This window comes from Sulfitobacter sp. 1A13368 (assembly GCF_043557275.1).
In the GTDB taxonomy this organism is placed as follows: Bacteria; Pseudomonadota; Alphaproteobacteria; order Rhodobacterales; family Rhodobacteraceae; genus Sulfitobacter; species Sulfitobacter faviae.
Genome location: NZ_JBIFFR010000002.1, coordinates 522,192 through 539,991, shown reverse-complemented (window position 1 = coordinate 539,991; position 17,800 = coordinate 522,192). Strand labels below are relative to the sequence as shown.

The 17,800-nt window shown below is 63.7% G+C and carries 18 protein-coding genes; 10 read left to right on the top strand and 8 right to left on the bottom strand.

Translation table 11 applies throughout. The annotated features are described in order from the left end of the window. Position 1: 1 nt before the first annotated feature. The 5 genes from ACGYK4_RS06200 to ACGYK4_RS06180 are packed head-to-tail and all read left to right on the top strand — an operon-like array spanning position 2 to position 5,769. The gene (locus tag ACGYK4_RS06200; RefSeq protein WP_394455609.1) at positions 2 to 2,152 is read left to right on the top strand and encodes an LPS-assembly protein LptD; all 2,151 of its coding nucleotides are present in this window, start codon (positions 2 to 4) and stop codon (positions 2,150 to 2,152) included. Next, positions 2,140 to 3,378: a peptidylprolyl isomerase gene (locus ACGYK4_RS06195; RefSeq protein ID WP_394455608.1), complete on the top strand. Its 1,239-nt coding sequence runs from the start codon at positions 2,140 to 2,142 to the stop codon at positions 3,376 to 3,378. Before ACGYK4_RS06200 ends, ACGYK4_RS06195 begins: the two co-directional genes overlap by 13 nt. Further along, positions 3,375 to 4,349 (top strand): 4-hydroxythreonine-4-phosphate dehydrogenase PdxA, encoded by a 975-nt coding sequence (gene pdxA / locus ACGYK4_RS06190; RefSeq protein ID WP_394455606.1) that lies wholly within the window; start codon positions 3,375 to 3,377, stop codon positions 4,347 to 4,349. The genes ACGYK4_RS06195 and pdxA overlap by 4 nt, the downstream gene beginning before the upstream one ends. Next, positions 4,346 to 5,188 carry a 16S rRNA (adenine(1518)-N(6)/adenine(1519)-N(6))-dimethyltransferase RsmA gene (gene rsmA / locus ACGYK4_RS06185; RefSeq protein ID WP_394455605.1) on the top strand — a complete coding sequence of 281 codons (843 nt, stop codon included), beginning with the start codon at positions 4,346 to 4,348 and terminating at the stop codon, positions 5,186 to 5,188. The genes pdxA and rsmA overlap by 4 nt, the downstream gene beginning before the upstream one ends. A gap of 2 nt (positions 5,189 to 5,190) precedes the next feature. Continuing rightward, complete coding sequence (locus ACGYK4_RS06180; RefSeq protein WP_394455604.1) at positions 5,191 to 5,769, top strand: hypothetical protein; 579 nt, start codon at positions 5,191 to 5,193, stop codon at positions 5,767 to 5,769. Between the two features lie 63 nt (positions 5,770 to 5,832). On the opposite strand, the gene ACGYK4_RS06175 is transcribed toward ACGYK4_RS06180, so the two are convergent. The 3 genes from ACGYK4_RS06175 to prfA form a co-directional block, all read right to left on the bottom strand. Beyond that, positions 5,833 to 6,426: a DUF4167 domain-containing protein gene (locus ACGYK4_RS06175; protein ID WP_394455603.1), complete on the bottom strand. Its 594-nt coding sequence runs from the start codon at positions 6,424 to 6,426 to the stop codon at positions 5,833 to 5,835. Between the two features lie 208 nt (positions 6,427 to 6,634). Next, on the bottom strand, positions 6,635 to 7,477 hold the full coding sequence (gene prmC / locus ACGYK4_RS06170) for a peptide chain release factor N(5)-glutamine methyltransferase (RefSeq protein WP_394455601.1): 843 nt from the start codon (positions 7,475 to 7,477) through the stop codon (positions 6,635 to 6,637). After that, positions 7,474 to 8,529, bottom strand: coding sequence for a peptide chain release factor 1 (gene prfA / locus ACGYK4_RS06165; protein ID WP_394447795.1), 1,056 nt, complete (start codon positions 8,527 to 8,529; stop codon positions 7,474 to 7,476). The genes prmC and prfA overlap by 4 nt, the downstream gene beginning before the upstream one ends. 60 nt (positions 8,530 to 8,589) lie before the next feature. Here prfA and ACGYK4_RS06160 point away from each other — a divergent pair, with 60 nt between their 5' ends. Beyond that, the gene (locus ACGYK4_RS06160) at positions 8,590 to 8,889 is read left to right on the top strand and encodes a hypothetical protein (protein ID WP_394455599.1); all 300 of its coding nucleotides are present in this window, start codon (positions 8,590 to 8,592) and stop codon (positions 8,887 to 8,889) included. Here ACGYK4_RS06160 and ACGYK4_RS06155 read toward each other — a convergent pair. The 3 genes from ACGYK4_RS06155 to ACGYK4_RS06145 all read right to left on the bottom strand — a co-directional run bounded on the left by ACGYK4_RS06155 (position 8,827) and on the right by ACGYK4_RS06145 (position 11,489). Next, positions 8,827 to 9,252, bottom strand: coding sequence for a DUF1499 domain-containing protein (locus tag ACGYK4_RS06155; RefSeq protein ID WP_271691375.1), 426 nt, complete (start codon positions 9,250 to 9,252; stop codon positions 8,827 to 8,829). The genes ACGYK4_RS06160 and ACGYK4_RS06155 overlap by 63 nt on opposite strands. Positions 9,253 to 9,354: 102 nt before the next feature. After that, complete coding sequence (gene speB, locus ACGYK4_RS06150; RefSeq protein ID WP_394429853.1) at positions 9,355 to 10,320, bottom strand: agmatinase; 966 nt, start codon at positions 10,318 to 10,320, stop codon at positions 9,355 to 9,357. Continuing rightward, positions 10,320 to 11,489 (bottom strand): M20 aminoacylase family protein, encoded by a 1,170-nt coding sequence (locus ACGYK4_RS06145; protein ID WP_394455598.1) that lies wholly within the window; start codon positions 11,487 to 11,489, stop codon positions 10,320 to 10,322. The genes speB and ACGYK4_RS06145 overlap by 1 nt, the downstream gene beginning before the upstream one ends. Positions 11,490 to 11,553: 64 nt before the next feature. Here ACGYK4_RS06145 and mazG point away from each other — a divergent pair, with 64 nt between their 5' ends. The 4 genes from mazG (at position 11,554) to ACGYK4_RS06125 (ending at position 15,252) form a co-directional block, all read left to right on the top strand. Beyond that, entirely contained in the window at positions 11,554 to 12,378 is an 825-nt protein-coding gene (gene mazG, locus ACGYK4_RS06140; RefSeq protein ID WP_394455597.1) for a nucleoside triphosphate pyrophosphohydrolase, read from the top strand. Positions 12,379 to 12,455: 77 nt separating this feature from the next. Further along, positions 12,456 to 13,397, top strand: a complete 942-nt coding sequence (locus ACGYK4_RS06135; RefSeq protein ID WP_394455596.1) for a nucleoside hydrolase — start codon at positions 12,456 to 12,458, stop codon at positions 13,395 to 13,397. Then, positions 13,394 to 13,843, top strand: coding sequence for a GNAT family N-acetyltransferase (locus ACGYK4_RS06130; RefSeq protein ID WP_394455595.1), 450 nt, complete (start codon positions 13,394 to 13,396; stop codon positions 13,841 to 13,843). Before ACGYK4_RS06135 ends, ACGYK4_RS06130 begins: the two co-directional genes overlap by 4 nt. Further along, positions 13,843 to 15,252 carry a YdiU family protein gene (locus ACGYK4_RS06125; RefSeq protein ID WP_394455593.1) on the top strand — a complete coding sequence of 470 codons (1,410 nt, stop codon included), beginning with the start codon at positions 13,843 to 13,845 and terminating at the stop codon, positions 15,250 to 15,252. Before ACGYK4_RS06130 ends, ACGYK4_RS06125 begins: the two co-directional genes overlap by 1 nt. A gap of 2 nt (positions 15,253 to 15,254) precedes the next feature. On the opposite strand, the gene ACGYK4_RS06120 is transcribed toward ACGYK4_RS06125, so the two are convergent. Both ACGYK4_RS06120 and ACGYK4_RS06115 read right to left on the bottom strand, forming a co-directional pair. Further along, positions 15,255 to 16,142 (bottom strand): DMT family transporter, encoded by an 888-nt coding sequence (locus ACGYK4_RS06120; protein ID WP_394455592.1) that lies wholly within the window; start codon positions 16,140 to 16,142, stop codon positions 15,255 to 15,257. Between the two features lie 88 nt (positions 16,143 to 16,230). Then, positions 16,231 to 17,541, bottom strand: a complete 1,311-nt coding sequence (locus ACGYK4_RS06115; protein WP_394400978.1) for a DEAD/DEAH box helicase — start codon at positions 17,539 to 17,541, stop codon at positions 16,231 to 16,233. Positions 17,542 to 17,800: the final 259 nt, after the last annotated feature.

The window sequence follows — 17,800 nt, the reverse complement described above, 5'->3', positions numbered from 1 at the left end:
CATGCGCGCGGCCCTTGTTGGACTTGCCCTTTCATTCGCGCCTCTGAGCCTTGCCGCCCAGACCGCGCCTGCCAGCGACCGCCCCGCCGTTCTGGTGGCCGATCAGGTCTTCATTACACGCGATAAGGTCTTGGTCGCGCAGGGAAATGTCGAAGCCTTCCAAGGGGAGACGCGGCTGCGCGCCACGGCGATCCGCTATGATCAGGCCACCGGCGCGCTTAGTATCGAAGGGCCGATCGTGCTGTCTGAGGGGGAGAATACCACGATCCTTGCCGATGCGGCCTCACTTGATGCGGGCTTGCAGTCCGGCCTTTTGCGCGGCGCGCGGATGATCCTTGAGCAGCAGTTGCAGCTTGCCGCCGTGCAGATCAACCGGGTCGAAGGCCGCTATAGCCAACTTTACAAAGCCGCCGTAACCTCTTGCAAAGTCTGCGAAGATGGCGAAACGCCGCTCTGGCAAATCCGCGCGAAACGGGTGGTGCATGACCAAGTGGCGCAGCAGCTTTACTTTGACGAGGCGCAGTTCCGCATCAAGAACGTGCCCATTGCCTATCTGCCCCGCCTGCGTCTGCCCGACCCCACGTTGGACCGCGCGACTGGCTTTCTGGCGCCCACGGTCCGCTCGACTTCGCAATTGGGCGTTGGGCTGAAACTGCCCTATTTCATCAAGATCGGCGATCACCGCGATCTGACGCTGACCCCCTATCTTTCCGCCGAAACCGGCACGCTTGAGTTCCGCTACCGTCAGGCTTTCGTTTCGGGGCGGATCGAGTTCGAAGGGGCGATCACCGATGATGAGTTGGACCCCGGCAAAACCCGTGGCTACCTCTTTGGCACCGGCAGTTTCGATCTGCGGCGCGACTACAAACTGTATTTCGATATCGAGACAACGAGCGACAGTTCCTATCTGAGCGACTATGGCTATTCGGGTAAGGACCGTCTGACCAGCGAATTGACCGTCAGCCGCGCACGGCGCGATGAATATATGCGGGCAACCCTGCTGAACTACCAATCGCTCCGCGATGGTGAGGATAATGATCTGCTGCCCAATCTGGTCTTGGATGGTGAATTCGAGCGGCGCTATTTCCCAGTTTCCGTGGGCGGTGAGCTCCGCCTGACGCTTGAGGCTCATAGCCACCGCCGGTCGTCGGACCTCAGCACCGATGGCAACGGAGATGGCGAGGCCGACGGGCGCGACGTGTCGCGGCTCAACGGGGAGGCCGCTTGGCTGCGCCGCTTCACCTTCGGCAACGGTCTGGTGACCGACGTCGAGGCCGGGGCGAGCTTTGGTCTGTTCAACATCGCGCAAGATGCGGTCTATGACGGGCGCTACTCCGACCTCGTGCCCCATGCTGCCGTCACCATGCGCTACCCCATGCAGCGCCGCGAGGCCGCAGGCGTGGTGCAACAGCTTGAACCGCTGGTGCAATTGGGTTGGACTGGCGGTGATCGGCTCGACATTCCGAATGAGGAAAGCACGCTGGTGGAATATGATGAGGGCAACCTTCTGTCGCTCAGCCGCTTCCCCCGGCCCGACCGGCGCGAACGGGGTGCCGTGGCGGCCATCGGGGTGAATTGGGCGCGGCTCGATCCCAATGGCATGGATGCCAGCCTGTCTTTCGGTCAGGTGATCCGCGCCGATGCGGATGATGCCTTTAGCTTTAGCTCAGGCCTGCAGGGCACCTATTCCGATTTCCTGCTGGCCGGGCAATTGCGCAGCGACAACGGTCTTGCGCTCATCGGGCGCGGGCTGGTCGATGATGACTTCGAGGTCGCCAAGGCCGAGCTGCGCGGGGTCTGGGATTTCAAACGCGGGCAGATCTCGGGCAGCTATGTCTGGCTGCATGAAGACGCTGCCGAGGACCGCAACGAAGACGTGTCTGAGATCACCTTCGACGGCAGCTATTCGATCAACAGCCAATGGCAGGCGTCCGCCGAATGGCGGTTCGATCTTGCTGACGAACGCGCAGCGACGGCGGGTCTTGGCCTGAGCTACAACAATGAATGCGTGCAGGTCGACCTTTCGGTGAACCGCAGCTATTCATCCTCAACAAGTGTTGAGCCCTCAACGGATATCGGTTTTAACATCGGCCTCAGGGGCTTTGCCGCAAACACCGGAACAGAAAGATACGTACGCTCATGTGGGAAGTAACGAAACAGACCGTCCGCACCGGGATCCGTGGCACTGCGGCACTCGCCCTTGCTCTGGTCATCGGCCAATCCGCAGCGGCGCAGAACCTCTTTGCGCCTGTGGCTCGTGTCAATGACGAGGTGATCACCGGCTACGAAGTGCAGCAGCGCCAGCGTTTCATGCAGCTGATCGGCGCCCCCGGGGCCGATACCGACAGCGTGATCGATAGTCTGATCGACGACCGCCTGCGCGGGCAGATTCTGGATCAAGCCGGGCTTGAAGTCACCCCCGAGGGCATTCGATCCGGCATGGCGGAATTTGCCAGCCGCGCGGATCTGACGACCGAAGAGTTCCTGAAAGTGCTGGGCCAAGCGCAGATTTCCGAAGAGACCTTTCGCGACTTTATCGTGATCAGCGCCGCTTGGCGTGACCTTATTCGCGCGCGCTATAATGGCCGCGTTAACATCACCGACGAAGAGGTCGACCGCGCGCTTGGCAGCAGCCGGGGCAATAACGGTCTGCGCGTGCTGTTGTCTGAGATCATCATTCCCGCCCCGCCGCAGAATGCCGATCAGGTGAACGCGCTGGCCGAACGCATTTCGGAAAGCCGCTCGGAAGCCGAATTCTCGTCCTATGCCAGCAAGCATTCCGCCACCGCCTCGCGCGGGCGCGGGGGCCGGATGCCTTGGACACCGCTTGAAAAATTGCCCGCCAGCCTGCGGCCCATCCTCTTGGCCCTTGCCCCGGGTGAGGTGACGGCGCCGCTGCCGATCCCCAATGCTGTGGCCCTTTTCCAACTGCGCGGCATCGAAGAGACCGGCAAGCCGAGCGTCGAGTATTCCGAGATCGATTATGCCGCCTATTACATCCCTGGTGGCCGTTCCGAGGCTGCCCTGTCGCGCGCGGCACAGCTGCGCGGTCAGGTGGATCAATGTGACGACCTCTATGGCGTGGCCAAGGGCCAGCCCGCCAATGTGCTGGACCGTGGCACCAAGGCCCCGGCGGAGATACCGCAGGACGTGGCCATTGAACTGGCGAAACTCGACCCCGGCGAAGTCTCCACCGCACTGACCCGTGCCAATGGGGAGACTTTGGTCTTCCTGATGCTCTGCAACCGCACCACGGCGGCCAATGCCGATGTGAACCGCGAGGCGGTGGTCAGTTCGATCCGGCAGCGCAAGCTTGAGGGCTATGCCACACAGCTGCTGGAACAGGCCCGCGCCGAAGCCCGTATCACCCGCCAATGAGCCGCCCGTCCCGGCCGGTGGCCATCACCTGCGGTGAACCCGCCGGGATCGGCCCCGAGATCGCTTCCCGCGCTTGGGCGGCGCTTTCGAATGATATCCCGATGGTCTGGATCGGCGACCCGCGTCATCTGCCGCAGGATGTCCCGCACCGCGTGATCGACAGCCCGGATGAGGTGAGCGCGCCCAGTGCCGACGCGCTGCCCGTGCTCCCTCATCCCTTCGACAGCGCCGCCCTGCCCGGCGTGCCGCAGCCCGGCCATGCGCAGGGGGTGATCGATGTGATCGCCCGGGCGGTCGACCTCGTGCAGGCGGGCGCCGCCTGCGGCATCTGCACCGCGCCGATCCACAAGAAGGCGCTGCAAGACGGGGCCGGCTTCGCCTATCCGGGCCATACCGAATACCTCGCCGCACTTGCAGGTGTCGATGACGTGGTGATGATGCTCGCCTCTGATCAATTGCGCGTCGTGCCTGCCACGATCCATATCGCGCTCGATCAGGTGCCGCAGGCGCTGACCCCTTCGGGCCTGCGCCGCACGATTGAGATCACCGCGCAGGAATTGCAAAACCGCTTTGGGATTGCCCGCCCCCGCATTGCCGTCGCCGGGCTGAACCCGCACGCAGGCGAAGGCGGCAGCATGGGCCGGCAAGAGATTGACTGGATCGCGCCGCTAATCCTTGAGATGCAGGGCGAAGGCTTTGCGCTGACCGGGCCGTTGCCTGCCGATACGATGTTCCACGCCCGCGCCCGCGAGGGCTATGACGCGGCGGTTGCGATGTATCACGACCAAGCGCTGATCCCGATCAAGACCTTGGATTTCGACCGGGGCGTGAATGTGACGCTGGGGCTGCCCTTCGTGCGCACCTCGCCCGATCACGGCACCGCCTTTGACATCGCGGGCCAAGGGCGCGCCAACCCGACCAGCATGATCGAAGCGATCAAATTGGCATGGCAGATGGGCCAGAAGACATGAGTGCAATCGACAATCTCCCGCCGCTGCGCGAGGTGATCAACACCCACGAATTGGCGGCGCGCAAGTCCCTCGGCCAGAACTTTCTGCTGGATATGAACCTCACGGCCAAGATCGCGCGTCAGGCCGGGGATATGGCCGATTGCGACGTGTTGGAGATCGGCCCCGGGCCCGGCGGCCTCACCCGTGGGCTGCTGGCTGAAGGCGCGCGTCATGTGTTGGCGATCGAAAAGGACCGCCGCTGCCTGCCCGCGCTGGCCGAGGTGGCGGAACATTACCCCGGTCGCCTGACGGTGATCGAAGGCGACGCGCTTGAGATCGACCCGCGAAGCCATCTGACCCCGCCCATCCGGGTGGCCGCCAACCTGCCCTATAACGTCGGGACCGAACTGCTGGTCCGCTGGCTCACCCCGCCCGAGTGGCCGCCGTTTTGGCAAAGCCTCACGCTGATGTTCCAGCGCGAGGTGGCGGAGCGGATCGTGGCGCAGCCGGGGGCGAAAGCCTATGGGCGGCTGGCCGTGCTGGCGCAGTGGCGCAGCGATGCGCGGATCGTGATGCAGTTGCCGCCGGGCGCTTTCACCCCGCCGCCCAAGGTCTCGTCGAGCGTGGTGCATCTGACCGCCCTGCCCGAGCCGCGCTTCCCTGCCGATCCGAAGGTGCTGAGCCATGTGGTCGCGATGGCCTTCAATCAGCGGCGCAAGATGCTGCGTTCGGCGCTTAAAGGTGCTGCGCCGGATATCGAGGACCGTTTGACCGCCGCGGGGCTGAAACCCACGGACCGCGCCGAACAGGTGCCGCTTGAGGGGTTCTGCGCCCTCGCCCGCGAGATTGCCAAGGGGTAACCATGTTCTACCGACTATTGCTCGTCTTTGCCCTGTTGCTGGGGCTTTCCGCCTGCGCCCTGCCGCGCAACGGCCCACCGCCTCTGGGCACCGAGGCCGAGATCGCGAAACTCGCCCGCGCTATCGAAAACCTCTCCCCGCAGGTAAATCCCGAAGAGGCCGCCCGTGCCGCGCGGATCGCTTACCGGCATACCCATGAACTGGCGATCGCCTATCAGATCACCGACCCGCCGCTGATCCATAACGTGAAGGTCAACAACGGCAGCAAGCCGCGCGGCCTGTGTTGGCATTGGGCAGAGGATTTGGAGAAACGCCTGAAGGCCGAGGGTTTCGCCACGCTTGACCTGCACCGCGCCATCGCCAATGGCGACTCGCGGATCCTGCTGGACCATTCCACCGCCATCATCTCAGCCGCCGGGGCACCGATGCAGGCGGGGCTTGTCCTTGACCCATGGCGGCGCGGGGGCGAGCTGTTCTGGTCGCCGGTCACCAGCGACCCGCGGTATGACTGGGCGCCGCGCGAAGAGGTGCTGCGGCGCAACGGGCGGATCAGATATGTGCAGGCGGGGATGGAAGGGTAAATCTGCCCCGCGCTGCCGACCCTCACCACCCACGAAAAAGCCCCGCAAATCGCGGGGCTTTTCTTATTCTGCGACCTTTGCGGTGTCGCTCTTGCTGTCACCACCCTCCTGCGGCTGTGCCTCTGCCGCTTTCGGCTTGGGCTTGCGGCGCGGGGCGCGTTTTGGCTTGGGCTTGCTCTCGGGCGTGTCGACCAGCGTGCTCTCTTCGCTGTTCGGCTCGGCCTCGGCCTGCTGCTGCGCGGGCTCTTGCTGCTCGGGCTGCTTGTCGACTTTCGGCTGCTCGCCCTGCGACTGGCCGCCCTGCTGTGCCTCGCGCTCCTGACGCTCGGCCCGCTCGCGATCCCGCTCGGCCTGACGCTCACGGTTGTGGCGCTCTTGCTCCTCGCGGCGCTGGTCCACTTCGCGCTGTGCCTCGCTCAGCAGACGCAGGTAGTGTTCGGCGTGCTGTTGAAAGTTCTCGGCGGCCACACGGTCATTGCTCAACTGGGCATCGCGGGCCAGTTGGTTGTATTTCTCGATAACCTGCTGCGGCGTGCCGCGCACCTTGCCCTCGGGGCCGGAGCTGTCGAAAACACGGTTGACGACATTGCCGCCGCCACCTTGCGACGAGCGTTTGCGGTTATTCTTCGACCGGGAGCGTGATCTGGGAGAATTCATGGAATGATGTCAGCCTTGTGTGCTGTGTGTCGTTCACCGGGGGTGCAAAGCACGTCTTGAACCCGGCCTAAGCGATATGTTGGGCATAGTGCCGCGCGGGACCGCCTGTGGCATCCACCGCTGCAACACCCCTGACTAACCATGCCAGAAAGGCTTGGGCAAGAAGAAACTGCCGCTTAGCCCGCCAAATGGCGGTTTTTTCGCGATTTCACGCCGGTTTATCAGCTGAAACGACCCTTGGCCGCCCATCGAGATCATGCGCCAGCGTGACCCGGCCCCAGCCCGCCGCGGTAAAGATTTCCTGCACCGCTTCGCCCTGTTGCCAGCCGATTTCGACCATAACGCGGCCTTGAGCCGTGAGGTAGCCCTGCGCCTCGGCGGCGATGATGCGGTAGATGCTCAGCCCGTCTTGGCCGTCGGTCAGCGCCATTTCCGGCTCATGCTGGCGCAATTCCGGTGAGACATCGGCCATTTCCTCAGCGGCCAAATAGGGCGGGTTCGACAGGATCAGGTCAAACCGCCCCTCAACGGCGCTGAACCAATCGGACTGCCGGATATCGGTGCGGTCGGCCACCCCGTGCTGCACCGCATTGGCGCTGGCCTGAAGGCAGGCGGCCTCAGAGAGGTCCACGCCCAGCCCCGTCGCCGCCGCCCGTTCGGCCAGCAGGGTGACGAGGATACAGCCCGAGCCGGTGCCGAGGTCCAGAATGCGGGTGAAATCCTCGCCGAGCGCGAGGTCAATCAGGGTCTCAGTTTCGGGCCGCGGGTCAAGCACATCGCGGCTGATCGCGAAATCGCGGCCATAAAAGGCCCGCCGGCCAATGAGTTGCGAGACAGGCACGCGCACGGCGCGCAGGGAGATGAGCTGGTCAAAGCGTTCTGCAACCTCGGGGGTGATTTCCTCGGGCGCGATGAGGGTCACGCGGGCGGCATCGACGGCGGCGGCATGGGCGAGCAACAGCCGCGCATCCCGCGCCGGATCGGGCACACCGGCGGCACGCAGCCGTCCGGCGGCGGCGGCCATGGCTTGGGCAGCGGTTTGAGGACTCACCCCTCCATCTCCGCCAATTGCCGCGCTTGGGCGTCAGCGGTCAGCGCATCGACGATCTCATCCAGATCGCCCTGCATCACCGCTTCGAGCCGGTATAGCGTCAGGTTGATCCGATGGTCCGTCATACGACCTTGGGGGAAATTATAGGTCCGGATCCGTTCGGACCGGTCACCGGAGCCCACCTGAGCCGCCCGGTCGGCAGAGCGCTCGCTGTCCATCCGGCTGCGCTCCATATCATAGAGCCGCGCTTTGAGCACCTGCATCGCCTTGTCGCGGTTGCGGTGCTGGGACTTCTCTGACGAGGTGACGACGATCCCGGTCGGGATATGGGTGATCCGCACGGCGGAATCGGTGGTGTTGACGTGCTGCCCCCCCGCACCCGAAGAGCGCATCGTGTCGATCCGCAGGTCATTTGCGTTGATCTCGATATCCACGTCTTCGGCTTCGGGCAGCACCGCCACGGTCGCCGCCGAAGTATGGATACGCCCGCCGCTTTCGGTGGTGGGCACGCGCTGTACGCGGTGCACACCGCTTTCGAACTTGAGCCGGGCAAAGACGTTCTGGCCGGTGATATGGGCCACGACCTCTTTCACGCCGCCGAGTTCGGTCATCTGGCTTTCGATCAGGTCAAACCCCCAGCCCTGCGCCTCGGCATAGCGTTGGTACATGCGCAGCAGGTCACCGGCAAAAAGCGCCGCCTCATCGCCGCCCGTGCCTGGGCGGATCTCCAACATGGCGGGTTTCGCATCCGCCGCGTCGCGCGGCAGAAGTGCGAGTTGCAACCCCTGCTCGACCTCCGGCAGACGGGCGCGCAGGCGCGGCAGTTCATCCCGCGCAAGCTCAGCCATCTCGGGGTCTTTCAGCATCTCTTCGGCCTCTTCAAGGTCGCGCTGAAGCTGCTGGTAAAGATCGATCTGATCGACCACGGGCTTGAGATCGCTGTATTCTTTGGCGAGGGCTGCAAAATCGGCCCCATCGGAGCCCGCAGACATGCTGGCCTCCAGAAACTGGAAGCGTTGCGAAATTTGCGCGAGGCGGTGCATCGGGATCATGGGGTTCCTGTCGCTTATGCAAATGCTTTGGTCAAGGGGCGGCTTGTGCTATCATGGGCTATGACACGTCTTATGCCGCTCATCTGCCTTATGGGCTTGACGGCCCTGCACCCTGCCATTGCGGATGTCAAAGCGCCGGGCGGCAAGACGATTGATTGCTATTGCACCAACAGCAGCGGTGCCCGTGTGGAACTGGGTGAGACCATTTGTCTGCAAGTGGATGGGCGCATGTTCATGGCGCAATGCCAGATGTCGCTCAATGTGCCGATGTGGCGGGAGGTGCAGCAAGGCTGCCTGTCATCGCGCCTCGATCTGATCAAGCCATCCGTTGACCCGCTTGGCGTTGACCCCCAGATCTGATCGGCCAAAGCGCGAGCGGCCATAGACCTCGACATAGCGCGGGTTGTCACCGTAGACGCCGATGGTGGTGAAATCGGGATAGCCCATCAATTTGGTGCGGGTGACATAGGTGACCTGCCCCTCGGCGAGCGATCCGGCGACGACTTCGGTGCGCGGGGTTTGCAGGATCACCCGGTCAAGCTGGGCCAAGGTCTCGGCCCCGTCGCCCTCGACGGGCACGCGCCAGATATAGCTGTTGGTGCCTTGGGTCTTGCCCATCTTCTGCCCGTCTGCCTGCACATGCCAACGCGCGGTGTCGATGGGCGCAAGGCGGACATAGGCCACCAAGGCGACGAGGGCGATCACGATGATCCAGAACAGCATTTTAAGCACCTTTCAAAGCTCGGCGGTCAGGGGCGACGGAGGTCGCAGTAAGCAAGCCGGCCCGCCTTTCGGCGGACTGGCGCGTGATGTCGTGGCTTTCGCTCACGCGGTTCTCATGCGGTGACCCAGCAGCGACAGAATCTCGGTCGCGACATGGGCACCTGCCACCGCTGTAGCGCCGGTTGTGTCGAAGGGGGGCGAGACTTCGACGACGTCACCGCCCATGATGTTGATCCCCGCCAGATCGCGCAGCATGATCGACGCCTGCGCCGAGGTCAGCCCGCCCCACACCGGCGTGCCGGTCCCGGGGGCAAAGGCCGGGTCCAGCGCGTCGATGTCAAAGGTCAGATAACAGGGGCGATCGCCGAGGATCTCCTTGATCTTGACAACGGTGGCCTGCGGCCCTTTCTCATGCACCTCACGCGCGTCGATGATATTGACGCCCATCGTGTCCTCATTGGTGGTGCGAATGCCGACCTGCACGCTGGTCGCGGGATCGACGATGCCGGACTTCACGGCCTTGTAAAACATCGTCCCGTGGTCGATCCGGTCCATGTCGTCGTCTTGCCAAGTATCCGTATGCGCATCGAACTGTAACAGACTGATGGGCCCGTATTTTTCCGCATAGGCCTTGAGGATCGGGAATGAGATATAGTGATCCCCGCCCAGCACGACAGAAGCCGCACCGGCATCCAGAATGGTCTTGATATGGGCCGTCAGGGCGGCGGGAAACTGGCTGACATGACCATAGTCGAAGGCCAGATCGCCGTAATCCGCGATGGCGAATTCGCTGAGCACGTCGAAATCCCAGCCATAGGGCGCGTCGGGGGCCTGCAGCGCGCTGGCTTCGCGGATGGCGCGGGGGCCAAGGCGCGTGCCGGGGCGGTTGGTCACCGCTTGGTCGAAGGGCACGCCGGTCACCGCGATGTCGACGCCGGTCAGATCCTTGGTGTATTTCCGTCGCAGGAAGGAGGTCGCCCCGCCAAAGGTCAACTCATAGCTCGGCCCTTTGAGATCCTCGCGGGTAAAGGCCATATCCATCTGCTTGGCCGCGTCTTCCAATGCCATTACTTGCCTCCTGCTGGCTGTGCCCGCTCAACGATACGGGCGAAAAAGGATGCGCCAAGCGGCGCGATCTCGTCGTTGAAGTCGTATTCCGGATGGTGCAGCCCCGCGCCTTCCCCGGCTCCGAGGAAGAGATAGGCGCCGGGGCGTTTTTCAAGCATGAAGCTGAAATCCTCCGCACCCATCTCGCGGCCATAATCGCCGTGCACTTGGGCCGCGCCCACTACCTCGGTCGCTACCGCGATGGCGGCCTCGGCCTTGGCCGGGTCATTGACCGTGGCGGGATAGCCGACCTCATAGTCCAACTCGGCGGTGACGTCATAGCTCGCCGCCTGCCCGTCCACGATCTGCTGCATCCGGCGCATGACCATGGCTTGCACCTCACGGTCAAAGGTGCGCACGGTGCCGTTGATATAGGCCGTCTCAGGGATGATGTTATCGGCGGTGCCGGTGTGAATCTGCGTGACTGAGACGACCAAATCCTGCGCCGCGACATGGTTGCGGCTGACGATGGTCTGGATCGCAGTGGCGATGCCGCAGGCCGCCACAACGGGGTCGCGGCTCTCATGGGGCATCGCGCCATGACCGCCCTTGCCCTTGATATGAATGTGGAATTCATCCACCGCCGCCATGATCGGCCCCGGCGTCGTGTAGAATGCGCCTTCGTCAAAGCCGGGCGCGTTGTGGATGCCGTAAACCTGCGCGATCTCGAACCGCTCCATGATGCCCTCTTCGACCATCACGCCCGCGCCGCCGCCCGCCTCTTCGGCGGGTTGAAAGATCAGCGCCACCCGGCCTGCGAAATTGCGTGTCTCGGCCAGATATCGCGCCGCGCCGAGAAGCATGGTGGTGTGCCCGTCATGGCCGCAGGCGTGCATCTTGCCCTCCCGCGTGCTGGCATATTCCTTGCCAGTTGCCTCTTGGATCGGCAGCGCATCCATATCGGCGCGCAGGCCGATGGTCGGGCCTTCGCCCTGCCCCTCGATGATCGCCACGATTCCGGTCGTCGCGATGCCCTCGTGCAGCTCATCCACACCAAACGCGCGCAGCCGCTCGGCCACGAAAGCCGCCGTCTCATGGCAGTCGAACGCCAGTTCGGGAATCCCGTGCAAATGGCGCCGCCATGCTGTCATATCCTCCGCAAAGGCGTTGATGCGGTTCACCACGGGCATGGGCTGGACTCCTTGGGTTTGGTTTGGTCAGGGTGCATCTGACACCAGACATACGGGGCCTGCAATGCCGGACAACACAAAAGCCGATCTCATTCACGATTCAGATGCCGGGATCGAACGGTTGCTCGAAATCATGCGCCGCCTGCGCGACCCTGAGACGGGCTGCCCGTGGGATATCGAGCAAGATTTCGACAGCATCGCCCCCTATACCATTGAAGAGGCTTATGAAGTCGCCGATGCCATCGCCCGGCGTGATTGGGGCGAGCTTGAGGGGGAATTGGGCGATCTGCTGCTGCAATCGGTCTATCACACGGCGATGGGTGAAGAAGCGGGGCATTTCACCTTTCAATCCGTGGTGCGCAACATCAGCGACAAGATGGTGGCGCGGCACCCGCATGTCTTTGGCGACGAATCTCGCGACAATAGCGCCGAACAGCAGACCGCCGATTGGGAAAAGATCAAAGCCGCCGAACGTGCGGGCAAGGCACAGGGGGGCACCTTGGACGGGGTGGCGATCGGCCTGCCTGCGCTGTTGCGGGCGATGAAGCTTCAGAAACGCGCGGCGCGTGTGGGCTTCGACTGGCCCGAGACGACGCAGGTGCTCGACAAGATCACCGAAGAGGCCGCCGAATTGGTCGAGGCCAAGGACCAGCTGAGCCAAGCGGAGGTCGAGGAAGAATACGGCGATCTGCTCTTCGTCATGGCCAATCTCGGGCGCCATCTGGGGCTGGACCCGGAAGCCGCTCTGCGCGCCGCGAATGCCAAATTCACCCGCCGGTTCGAAGGGGTCGAGGCCCGGCTTGCCGCCATGGGCAAAACCCCGCAAGACAGTGATCTGGCCGAGATGGACGCGCTATGGGATGCGGTGAAACTGGCGGAACGCGGCTAATCCCCCGGGCAGCGGCTGGACAAAGACCCGCCCCTCCGGCAAGGCTCTGCCCCACGCAATTTGACGAAAGTAAGCCCATGACCCCGCGCAAAATCATCATCGACACCGACCCCGGACAGGACGACGCCGTGGCGATCCTCCTTGCCCTCGCCAGCCCGCAAGAGATCGAGGTTCTGGGCATCACCTGTGTCGCGGGCAACGTGCCGCTGGATCTGACTTCGAAAAACGCGCGGATCGTTTGCGAATTGGCGGGGCGGGATGATGTGAAAGTCTTTGCCGGTTGCGACCGCCCGCTGGGGCGTGATCTGGTGACGGCGGAACATGTGCATGGCAAGACCGGCCTCGACGGCCCCGACCTGCCCGATCCAACCATGCCGCTGGCCGAAGGGCATGGGGTGGATTTCATCATCGAACAGGTCCGCGCCCATCCCGCAGGTAGCGTGACCCTTTGTCCCTTGGGGCCGCTGACCAATATCGCGACCGTCCTGCAAAAAGCGCCCGACATCGCTGAGAAGGTGCAAGAGATCGTGCTGATGGGCGGCGGCTATTTCGAGGGGGGCAACATCACGCCCACGGCGGAATTCAACATTTACGTCGACCCCCATGCCGCTGATATCGTTTTCAAATCCGGCATTCCGATCGTCGTAATGCCGCTCGATGTCACCCATAAGGCGCTGGTCACCAAACCGCGCAACGATGCCTTCCGCGCACTTGGCACCAAGGTCGGCGTCGCCGTGGCCGAGATGACCGATTTCTTCGAGCGGTTCGACAAAGAGAAATACGGCTCCGAAGGCGCGCCGCTGCATGACCCTTGCGTCACCGCCTATCTGATCAAACCCGATCTTTTCCAAGGCCGTCATATCAATGTCGAGATCGAAACCCAATCGGAACTGACCATGGGCATGACCGTCGCCGACTGGTGGCGCGTGACCGACCGGGCGCCCAACGCGCTCTTCGTAGGCGATCTTGATGCCGACGGGTTCTTTGCCCTGCTCACCGAAAGGCTGGCCCGCCTATGAGCGCACATCTCACCCTCGGCGCGCCTGAGCATCTCGACAAGCTTGTCGCGCTGGTGACGGCATTTCACGCCGAAGCGGGGATCGAGATGAGCGATGAACAGCGCCGCCGTGGGCTGGCGCCGCTGTTGGATGGCATCCCCCATGGCGCCGCCTATCTGATCGGCCCGCCCCGCGCGCCCATCGGCTATGTGGTGATCTGTTTCGGCTGGTCGGTTGAATTCGGCGGGTTGGACGCCATCATTGATGAAATCTACGTTCGTCCCGGCGTGCGGGGTCGCGGCATCGCCTCGGAGGCGCTGATCGCGCTGCCCCGGGCGCTGGCGGCGGGCGGGCTGCGGGCCGTCCATCTTGAAGTGGATCGCAACAATGCCGCGGCGATGAAACTCTATACCCGTGCGGGCTTTCGCCCGCGCGAGGATTACATGCTTATGTCCCGGACCCTGTGATGCGTATTCCTTTCGATAACAGCTATGCCGCCCTGCCAGAGGGGTTCTTTACCCGGCTGGCTCCCACGCCTGTCAAAGCGCCCCAGCTTTTGGCATGGAATGCGGCATTGGCGGCAGAACTGGGTATCGAAGGGGCGGAGCCTGCGCAAATCACGCAGATCTTTGCCGGCAACGAACTGCCTGCGGGGGCCGATCCCCTGGCGCAGCTTTACGCCGGGCATCAGTTCGGCAATTTCAACCCGCAGCTTGGCGATGGCCGGGCGATCCTGCTGGGGGAAGTCGTCGATCAGAGCGGCCAGCGCCGCGACATCCAGTTGAAAGGCTCTGGCCCCACGCCCTATTCGCGGATGGGCGATGGCCGCGCATGGGTTGGGCCGGTGCTGCGCGAATATCTCATAAGCGAGGCGATGCATGCCCTTGGCGTGCCCACCACCCGCGCCCTGGCCGCCGTCGCCACCGGAGAGCCGATCCTGCGCGAAAGCGGCCCCCTGCCCGGCGCCATTGTCACCCGCGTCGCCGCCAGCCACCTGCGCGTCGGCACCTTTCAGGTCTTCGCCCATCGCGGGGAGACCGAAGCGCTCAAAACCCTCACCGACTATGCCATCGCGCGCCATTACCCCGAGGCCGATGGCCCGCTTGGCCTTTTGCGCGGGGTCTGTGCCGCGCAGGCAGAACTGGTGGCGCAGTGGATGGCCCTAGGCTTTATCCACGGCGTGATGAACACCGACAATTGCAGCATCTCGGGCGAGACGATCGACTATGGCCCCTGCGCCTTTATGGATGCCTTCCATCAGGGTCGTGTCTTTAGCTCCATCGACCGGCAGGGGCGCTATGCCTATGGGAACCAGCCGCAGATCGTGGTCTGGAACATGGCGCAGCTTGCCACCTCGCTTTTACAGCAGATGGAGGACAAGGAGAGCGCCGTCGAAGAGGCCACCGAGATCGTCCACGACATGCCCGACTTGATCGAAGCCGCATGGCTGCGCCGTTTCGCGGCGAAGATCGGCATCTCGACGCCACGGGCCGAAGATGTTGACTTGATCAACGAATTGCTGGGGCTGATGCAAAAGGATGGTGCCGACTTCACCAATGCCTTTCGCGCGCTTCCCACAGATCAAGCCCGCGATCAGTTCACCGACCGAGACGCTTTTGACACATGGGCCGAAGGCTGGCGCGCGCGGATCGAAGGGGAACCCGATCCGCAAGCGGTGATGAATGCGGCGAACCCCGCCGTGATCCCCCGCAACCACCGGATCGAAGAGATGATCGAGGCCGCCGTCGCGGGCGACATGGCCCCTTTCGAGCGGCTGATGAGAGCGCTGGCCACCCCCTTTGACGAGACGGACCCCGAGCTTCAGCGCCCGCCGACCGAGGACGAGATCGTGCCCGCCACATTCTGCGGCACCTGAGCTTAGTGGCTGCGGGGTTTACGGTTAATCAGGTAAATCCCCGCCGCCACCAGCAGCAATGCGGCCCAGATGCTCAGGCCCACCTCTTCCGAGAGGATCAGCCAGCCCAGAAGCACGGCAAAGACCGGCGACAGGAAGCTAAACGAGGCGACGGAGGCTGCGGGATAGATCGTCAGCAGCCAGAACCACGCCAGAAAACCAAAGCTCGCCACCGCGATGATCTGATAGGCAAGCCCCGCCAGATGCACCGGGGCCACCTCGCGCAGCAGCGGGCCAAAAAGTGGCGCAAGCAGCAGAAGGATCGGGGCGGAGATCACCAGTTGCATCATCAGTTGCTGCGCGGGCGGCACTTTGGCCAGCGGCGTGACACGGACGCAAAGCGCGATGCCCGCCCAGCAGAGTGCTGCGAAAAGCGCCAGAAAATCGCCCAGCCAATGCGCCCCTTCGGTTCCGCCATCGCTCAGCGCCAGCACCACGCCGCCCATGGCCAGCCCCATGCCGATGAGCCGCGCCCCGCTTAGCCGCTCTCCCGGTAGCCACAGATGCGCGGCGATGCCAAGCCAGACCGGCATGGAATAAAGCAGGATCGACGCGCGGCTGACCGTGGTCAGGTCGAGCGCGAGGAACAGGCAGACAAACTCTAGCGTAAAGAAAAGCCCCGCCGCCACACCGCCCCATAGCGCAGCACGTGGGATCGACAGGCTGACGCCCCGCCGCCGCATCCAGATCAGCAGCAAAAACACCGCCCCGAGAGAGCGCAGCCCGGCCAGAAAGACCGGGTTGAAGCCGCCGGTGCTGACCTTGATGACGACTTGGTTAAAACCGAGGTTTAGCGCGAAGAGCACCAGCGCCACGGCGCCGAATGTGTCGATATTTGATTTGCGTTCCATCCCGACAGAAGCGCCGCCCGGATCGGATAGGTCAATGGCGCGCCGCGGTTTTCCGGGCGCGCCATTCTTTTAGGTCGTAAGTGTTGGCTCAGGCCGCCTGCTGGCCGCCCGGCTTGCCGCCGCCGCCACGCCTGCGACGCCGCCCGCCGCTTGGCTTGCCCGCGCCTTCACCACCGCCGCCGCCGCCACCGGGACGACCGCCACCACCACCGGGGCGGCCACCGCGTCTGCGGCCCCGGCCTTTGGGTTTCGCTGGCTCATCGATCACTTCCCAAGGACGGCCCGAGGCCACGGGGATCGAAATACCCATCGTCTTTTGGATCGCCTTCAGTTCGCCCATTTCATCGGGGGCGCAGAAGGCCACGGCGGCCCCGTCCTTGCCCGCCCGCGCGGTCCGGCCAATGCGGTGGACATAGTTGTCCGGCACATTCGGCAGGTCGAAGTTATAAACGTGTTTCACATCCGGAATGTCGAGGCCCCGCGCCGCCACATCGGTGGCCACCAGCACGGTGATGTCGCCATTCTTGAACCCTGCAATCGCGCGGTCCCGCTGACCTTGGCTTTTGTTGCCATGGATCGAAGCCGCGTCAAACCCGGCCTTGACCAGCGTCTTCATCAGCTTTTCCGAGCCGTGTTTCGTGCGGCCAAAGACTAGCGCGCGTTCGCCCTTGTGTTTGGCCAGCAGTTCTTTCAGCAGCTCGGTCTTCTCGGCCTTGGCGATAAAATGCACTTCTTGCGTCACCTTGTCTGCCGCCTTGCCCGGAGGCGAGACTTCGATACGGATCGGGCTGTTGAGATAGCTGTTGGCGATCTCGTTCATCAGCTTGGGCATGGTCGCCGAGAAGAGCATCGTCTGCCGCTCTTTCGGGATCATGTTCGAGATTTTGCGAAGGTCATGGATGAACCCCATGTCGAGCATCTGGTCGGCCTCATCCAGCACGAGGAAGGTCGTCGTGTCGAGCTTGACCGCGCGGCGGTCGAGCAAGTCCAGCAGACGGCCCGGTGTGGCAATCAGCAGATCGACGCCCCGTTCCAGACGCTTGATCTGCGTGTTGATCGACTGACCACCCACAACCATCGCCACTTTGATCGGCGTGCCTTCGGCATAGCCGCGCAGGTTCACGGCGATCTGCTGCGCCAGCTCGCGCGTAGGGGCCAGCACCAGCCCGCGCACGGAACGCGCTGCGGGGCGGCCCTCGATCTCCATCATCTGAGCCAGCAGCGGCACGCCAAAGGCGGCGGTCTTGCCGGTGCCGGTCTGGGCAAGGCCCATCACGTCGCGCCCGTTCAGCGCATGGGGGATCGCCTGTTTCTGGATCGGGGTCGGCTCGTTCAGCCCCATCTCTTTCAGTCGGGCCACCAGTTTGGCAGGCAGGCCCATCATGTCAAAATCGCTCATTCGTTCACTTTCCGGCCCGCGAAAACACGCGCCATGTTCTTTCGCCGCGCCACTCAACAGGCGCCACGGGGTCGCGCAAGCCAGATCGCGGGCGCGGGCCACATGCCCTACACCCGTCTGTCGCGCTTGGCCCCACGCGTGATTTTGGGAACATCGGCGGGCCTTGTCGTCAGCGTCCCAGAGGCCCCCCATGGGGCTTGGCGCTGATACTGCTCACGCGGCAGAAGGCTTCGCTTGATCCCCACATGGGCGGTGCGGG

What these genes read in the sequence shown, in the direction of transcription:
- ACGYK4_RS06200 (WP_394455609.1), top strand. Translation starts at nt 2, where the DNA reads ATGCGCGCGGCCCTTGTTGGACTTGCCCTTTCATTCGCGCCTCTGAGC.
- ACGYK4_RS06160 (WP_394455599.1), top strand. Translation starts at nt 8,590, where the DNA reads ATGACACGTCTTATGCCGCTCATCTGCCTTATGGGCTTGACGGCCCTG.
- rsmA (WP_394455605.1), top strand. Translation starts at nt 4,346, where the DNA reads ATGAGTGCAATCGACAATCTCCCGCCGCTGCGCGAGGTGATCAACACC.
- ACGYK4_RS06115 (WP_394400978.1), bottom strand. Translation starts at nt 17,541, where the DNA reads ATGAGCGATTTTGACATGATGGGCCTGCCTGCCAAACTGGTGGCCCGA.
- ACGYK4_RS06195 (WP_394455608.1), top strand. Translation starts at nt 2,140, where the DNA reads ATGTGGGAAGTAACGAAACAGACCGTCCGCACCGGGATCCGTGGCACT.
- ACGYK4_RS06175 (WP_394455603.1), bottom strand. Translation starts at nt 6,426, where the DNA reads ATGAATTCTCCCAGATCACGCTCCCGGTCGAAGAATAACCGCAAACGC.
- ACGYK4_RS06155 (WP_271691375.1), bottom strand. Translation starts at nt 9,252, where the DNA reads ATGCTGTTCTGGATCATCGTGATCGCCCTCGTCGCCTTGGTGGCCTAT.
- mazG (WP_394455597.1), top strand. Translation starts at nt 11,554, where the DNA reads ATGCCGGACAACACAAAAGCCGATCTCATTCACGATTCAGATGCCGGG.
- ACGYK4_RS06120 (WP_394455592.1), bottom strand. Translation starts at nt 16,142, where the DNA reads ATGGAACGCAAATCAAATATCGACACATTCGGCGCCGTGGCGCTGGTG.
- pdxA (WP_394455606.1), top strand. Translation starts at nt 3,375, where the DNA reads ATGAGCCGCCCGTCCCGGCCGGTGGCCATCACCTGCGGTGAACCCGCC.
- ACGYK4_RS06145 (WP_394455598.1), bottom strand. Translation starts at nt 11,489, where the DNA reads ATGCCCGTGGTGAACCGCATCAACGCCTTTGCGGAGGATATGACAGCA.
- ACGYK4_RS06130 (WP_394455595.1), top strand. Translation starts at nt 13,394, where the DNA reads ATGAGCGCACATCTCACCCTCGGCGCGCCTGAGCATCTCGACAAGCTT.
- ACGYK4_RS06125 (WP_394455593.1), top strand. Translation starts at nt 13,843, where the DNA reads ATGCGTATTCCTTTCGATAACAGCTATGCCGCCCTGCCAGAGGGGTTC.
- ACGYK4_RS06135 (WP_394455596.1), top strand. Translation starts at nt 12,456, where the DNA reads ATGACCCCGCGCAAAATCATCATCGACACCGACCCCGGACAGGACGAC.
- ACGYK4_RS06180 (WP_394455604.1), top strand. Translation starts at nt 5,191, where the DNA reads ATGTTCTACCGACTATTGCTCGTCTTTGCCCTGTTGCTGGGGCTTTCC.
- speB (WP_394429853.1), bottom strand. Translation starts at nt 10,320, where the DNA reads ATGGCATTGGAAGACGCGGCCAAGCAGATGGATATGGCCTTTACCCGC.
- prfA (WP_394447795.1), bottom strand. Translation starts at nt 8,529, where the DNA reads ATGATCCCGATGCACCGCCTCGCGCAAATTTCGCAACGCTTCCAGTTT.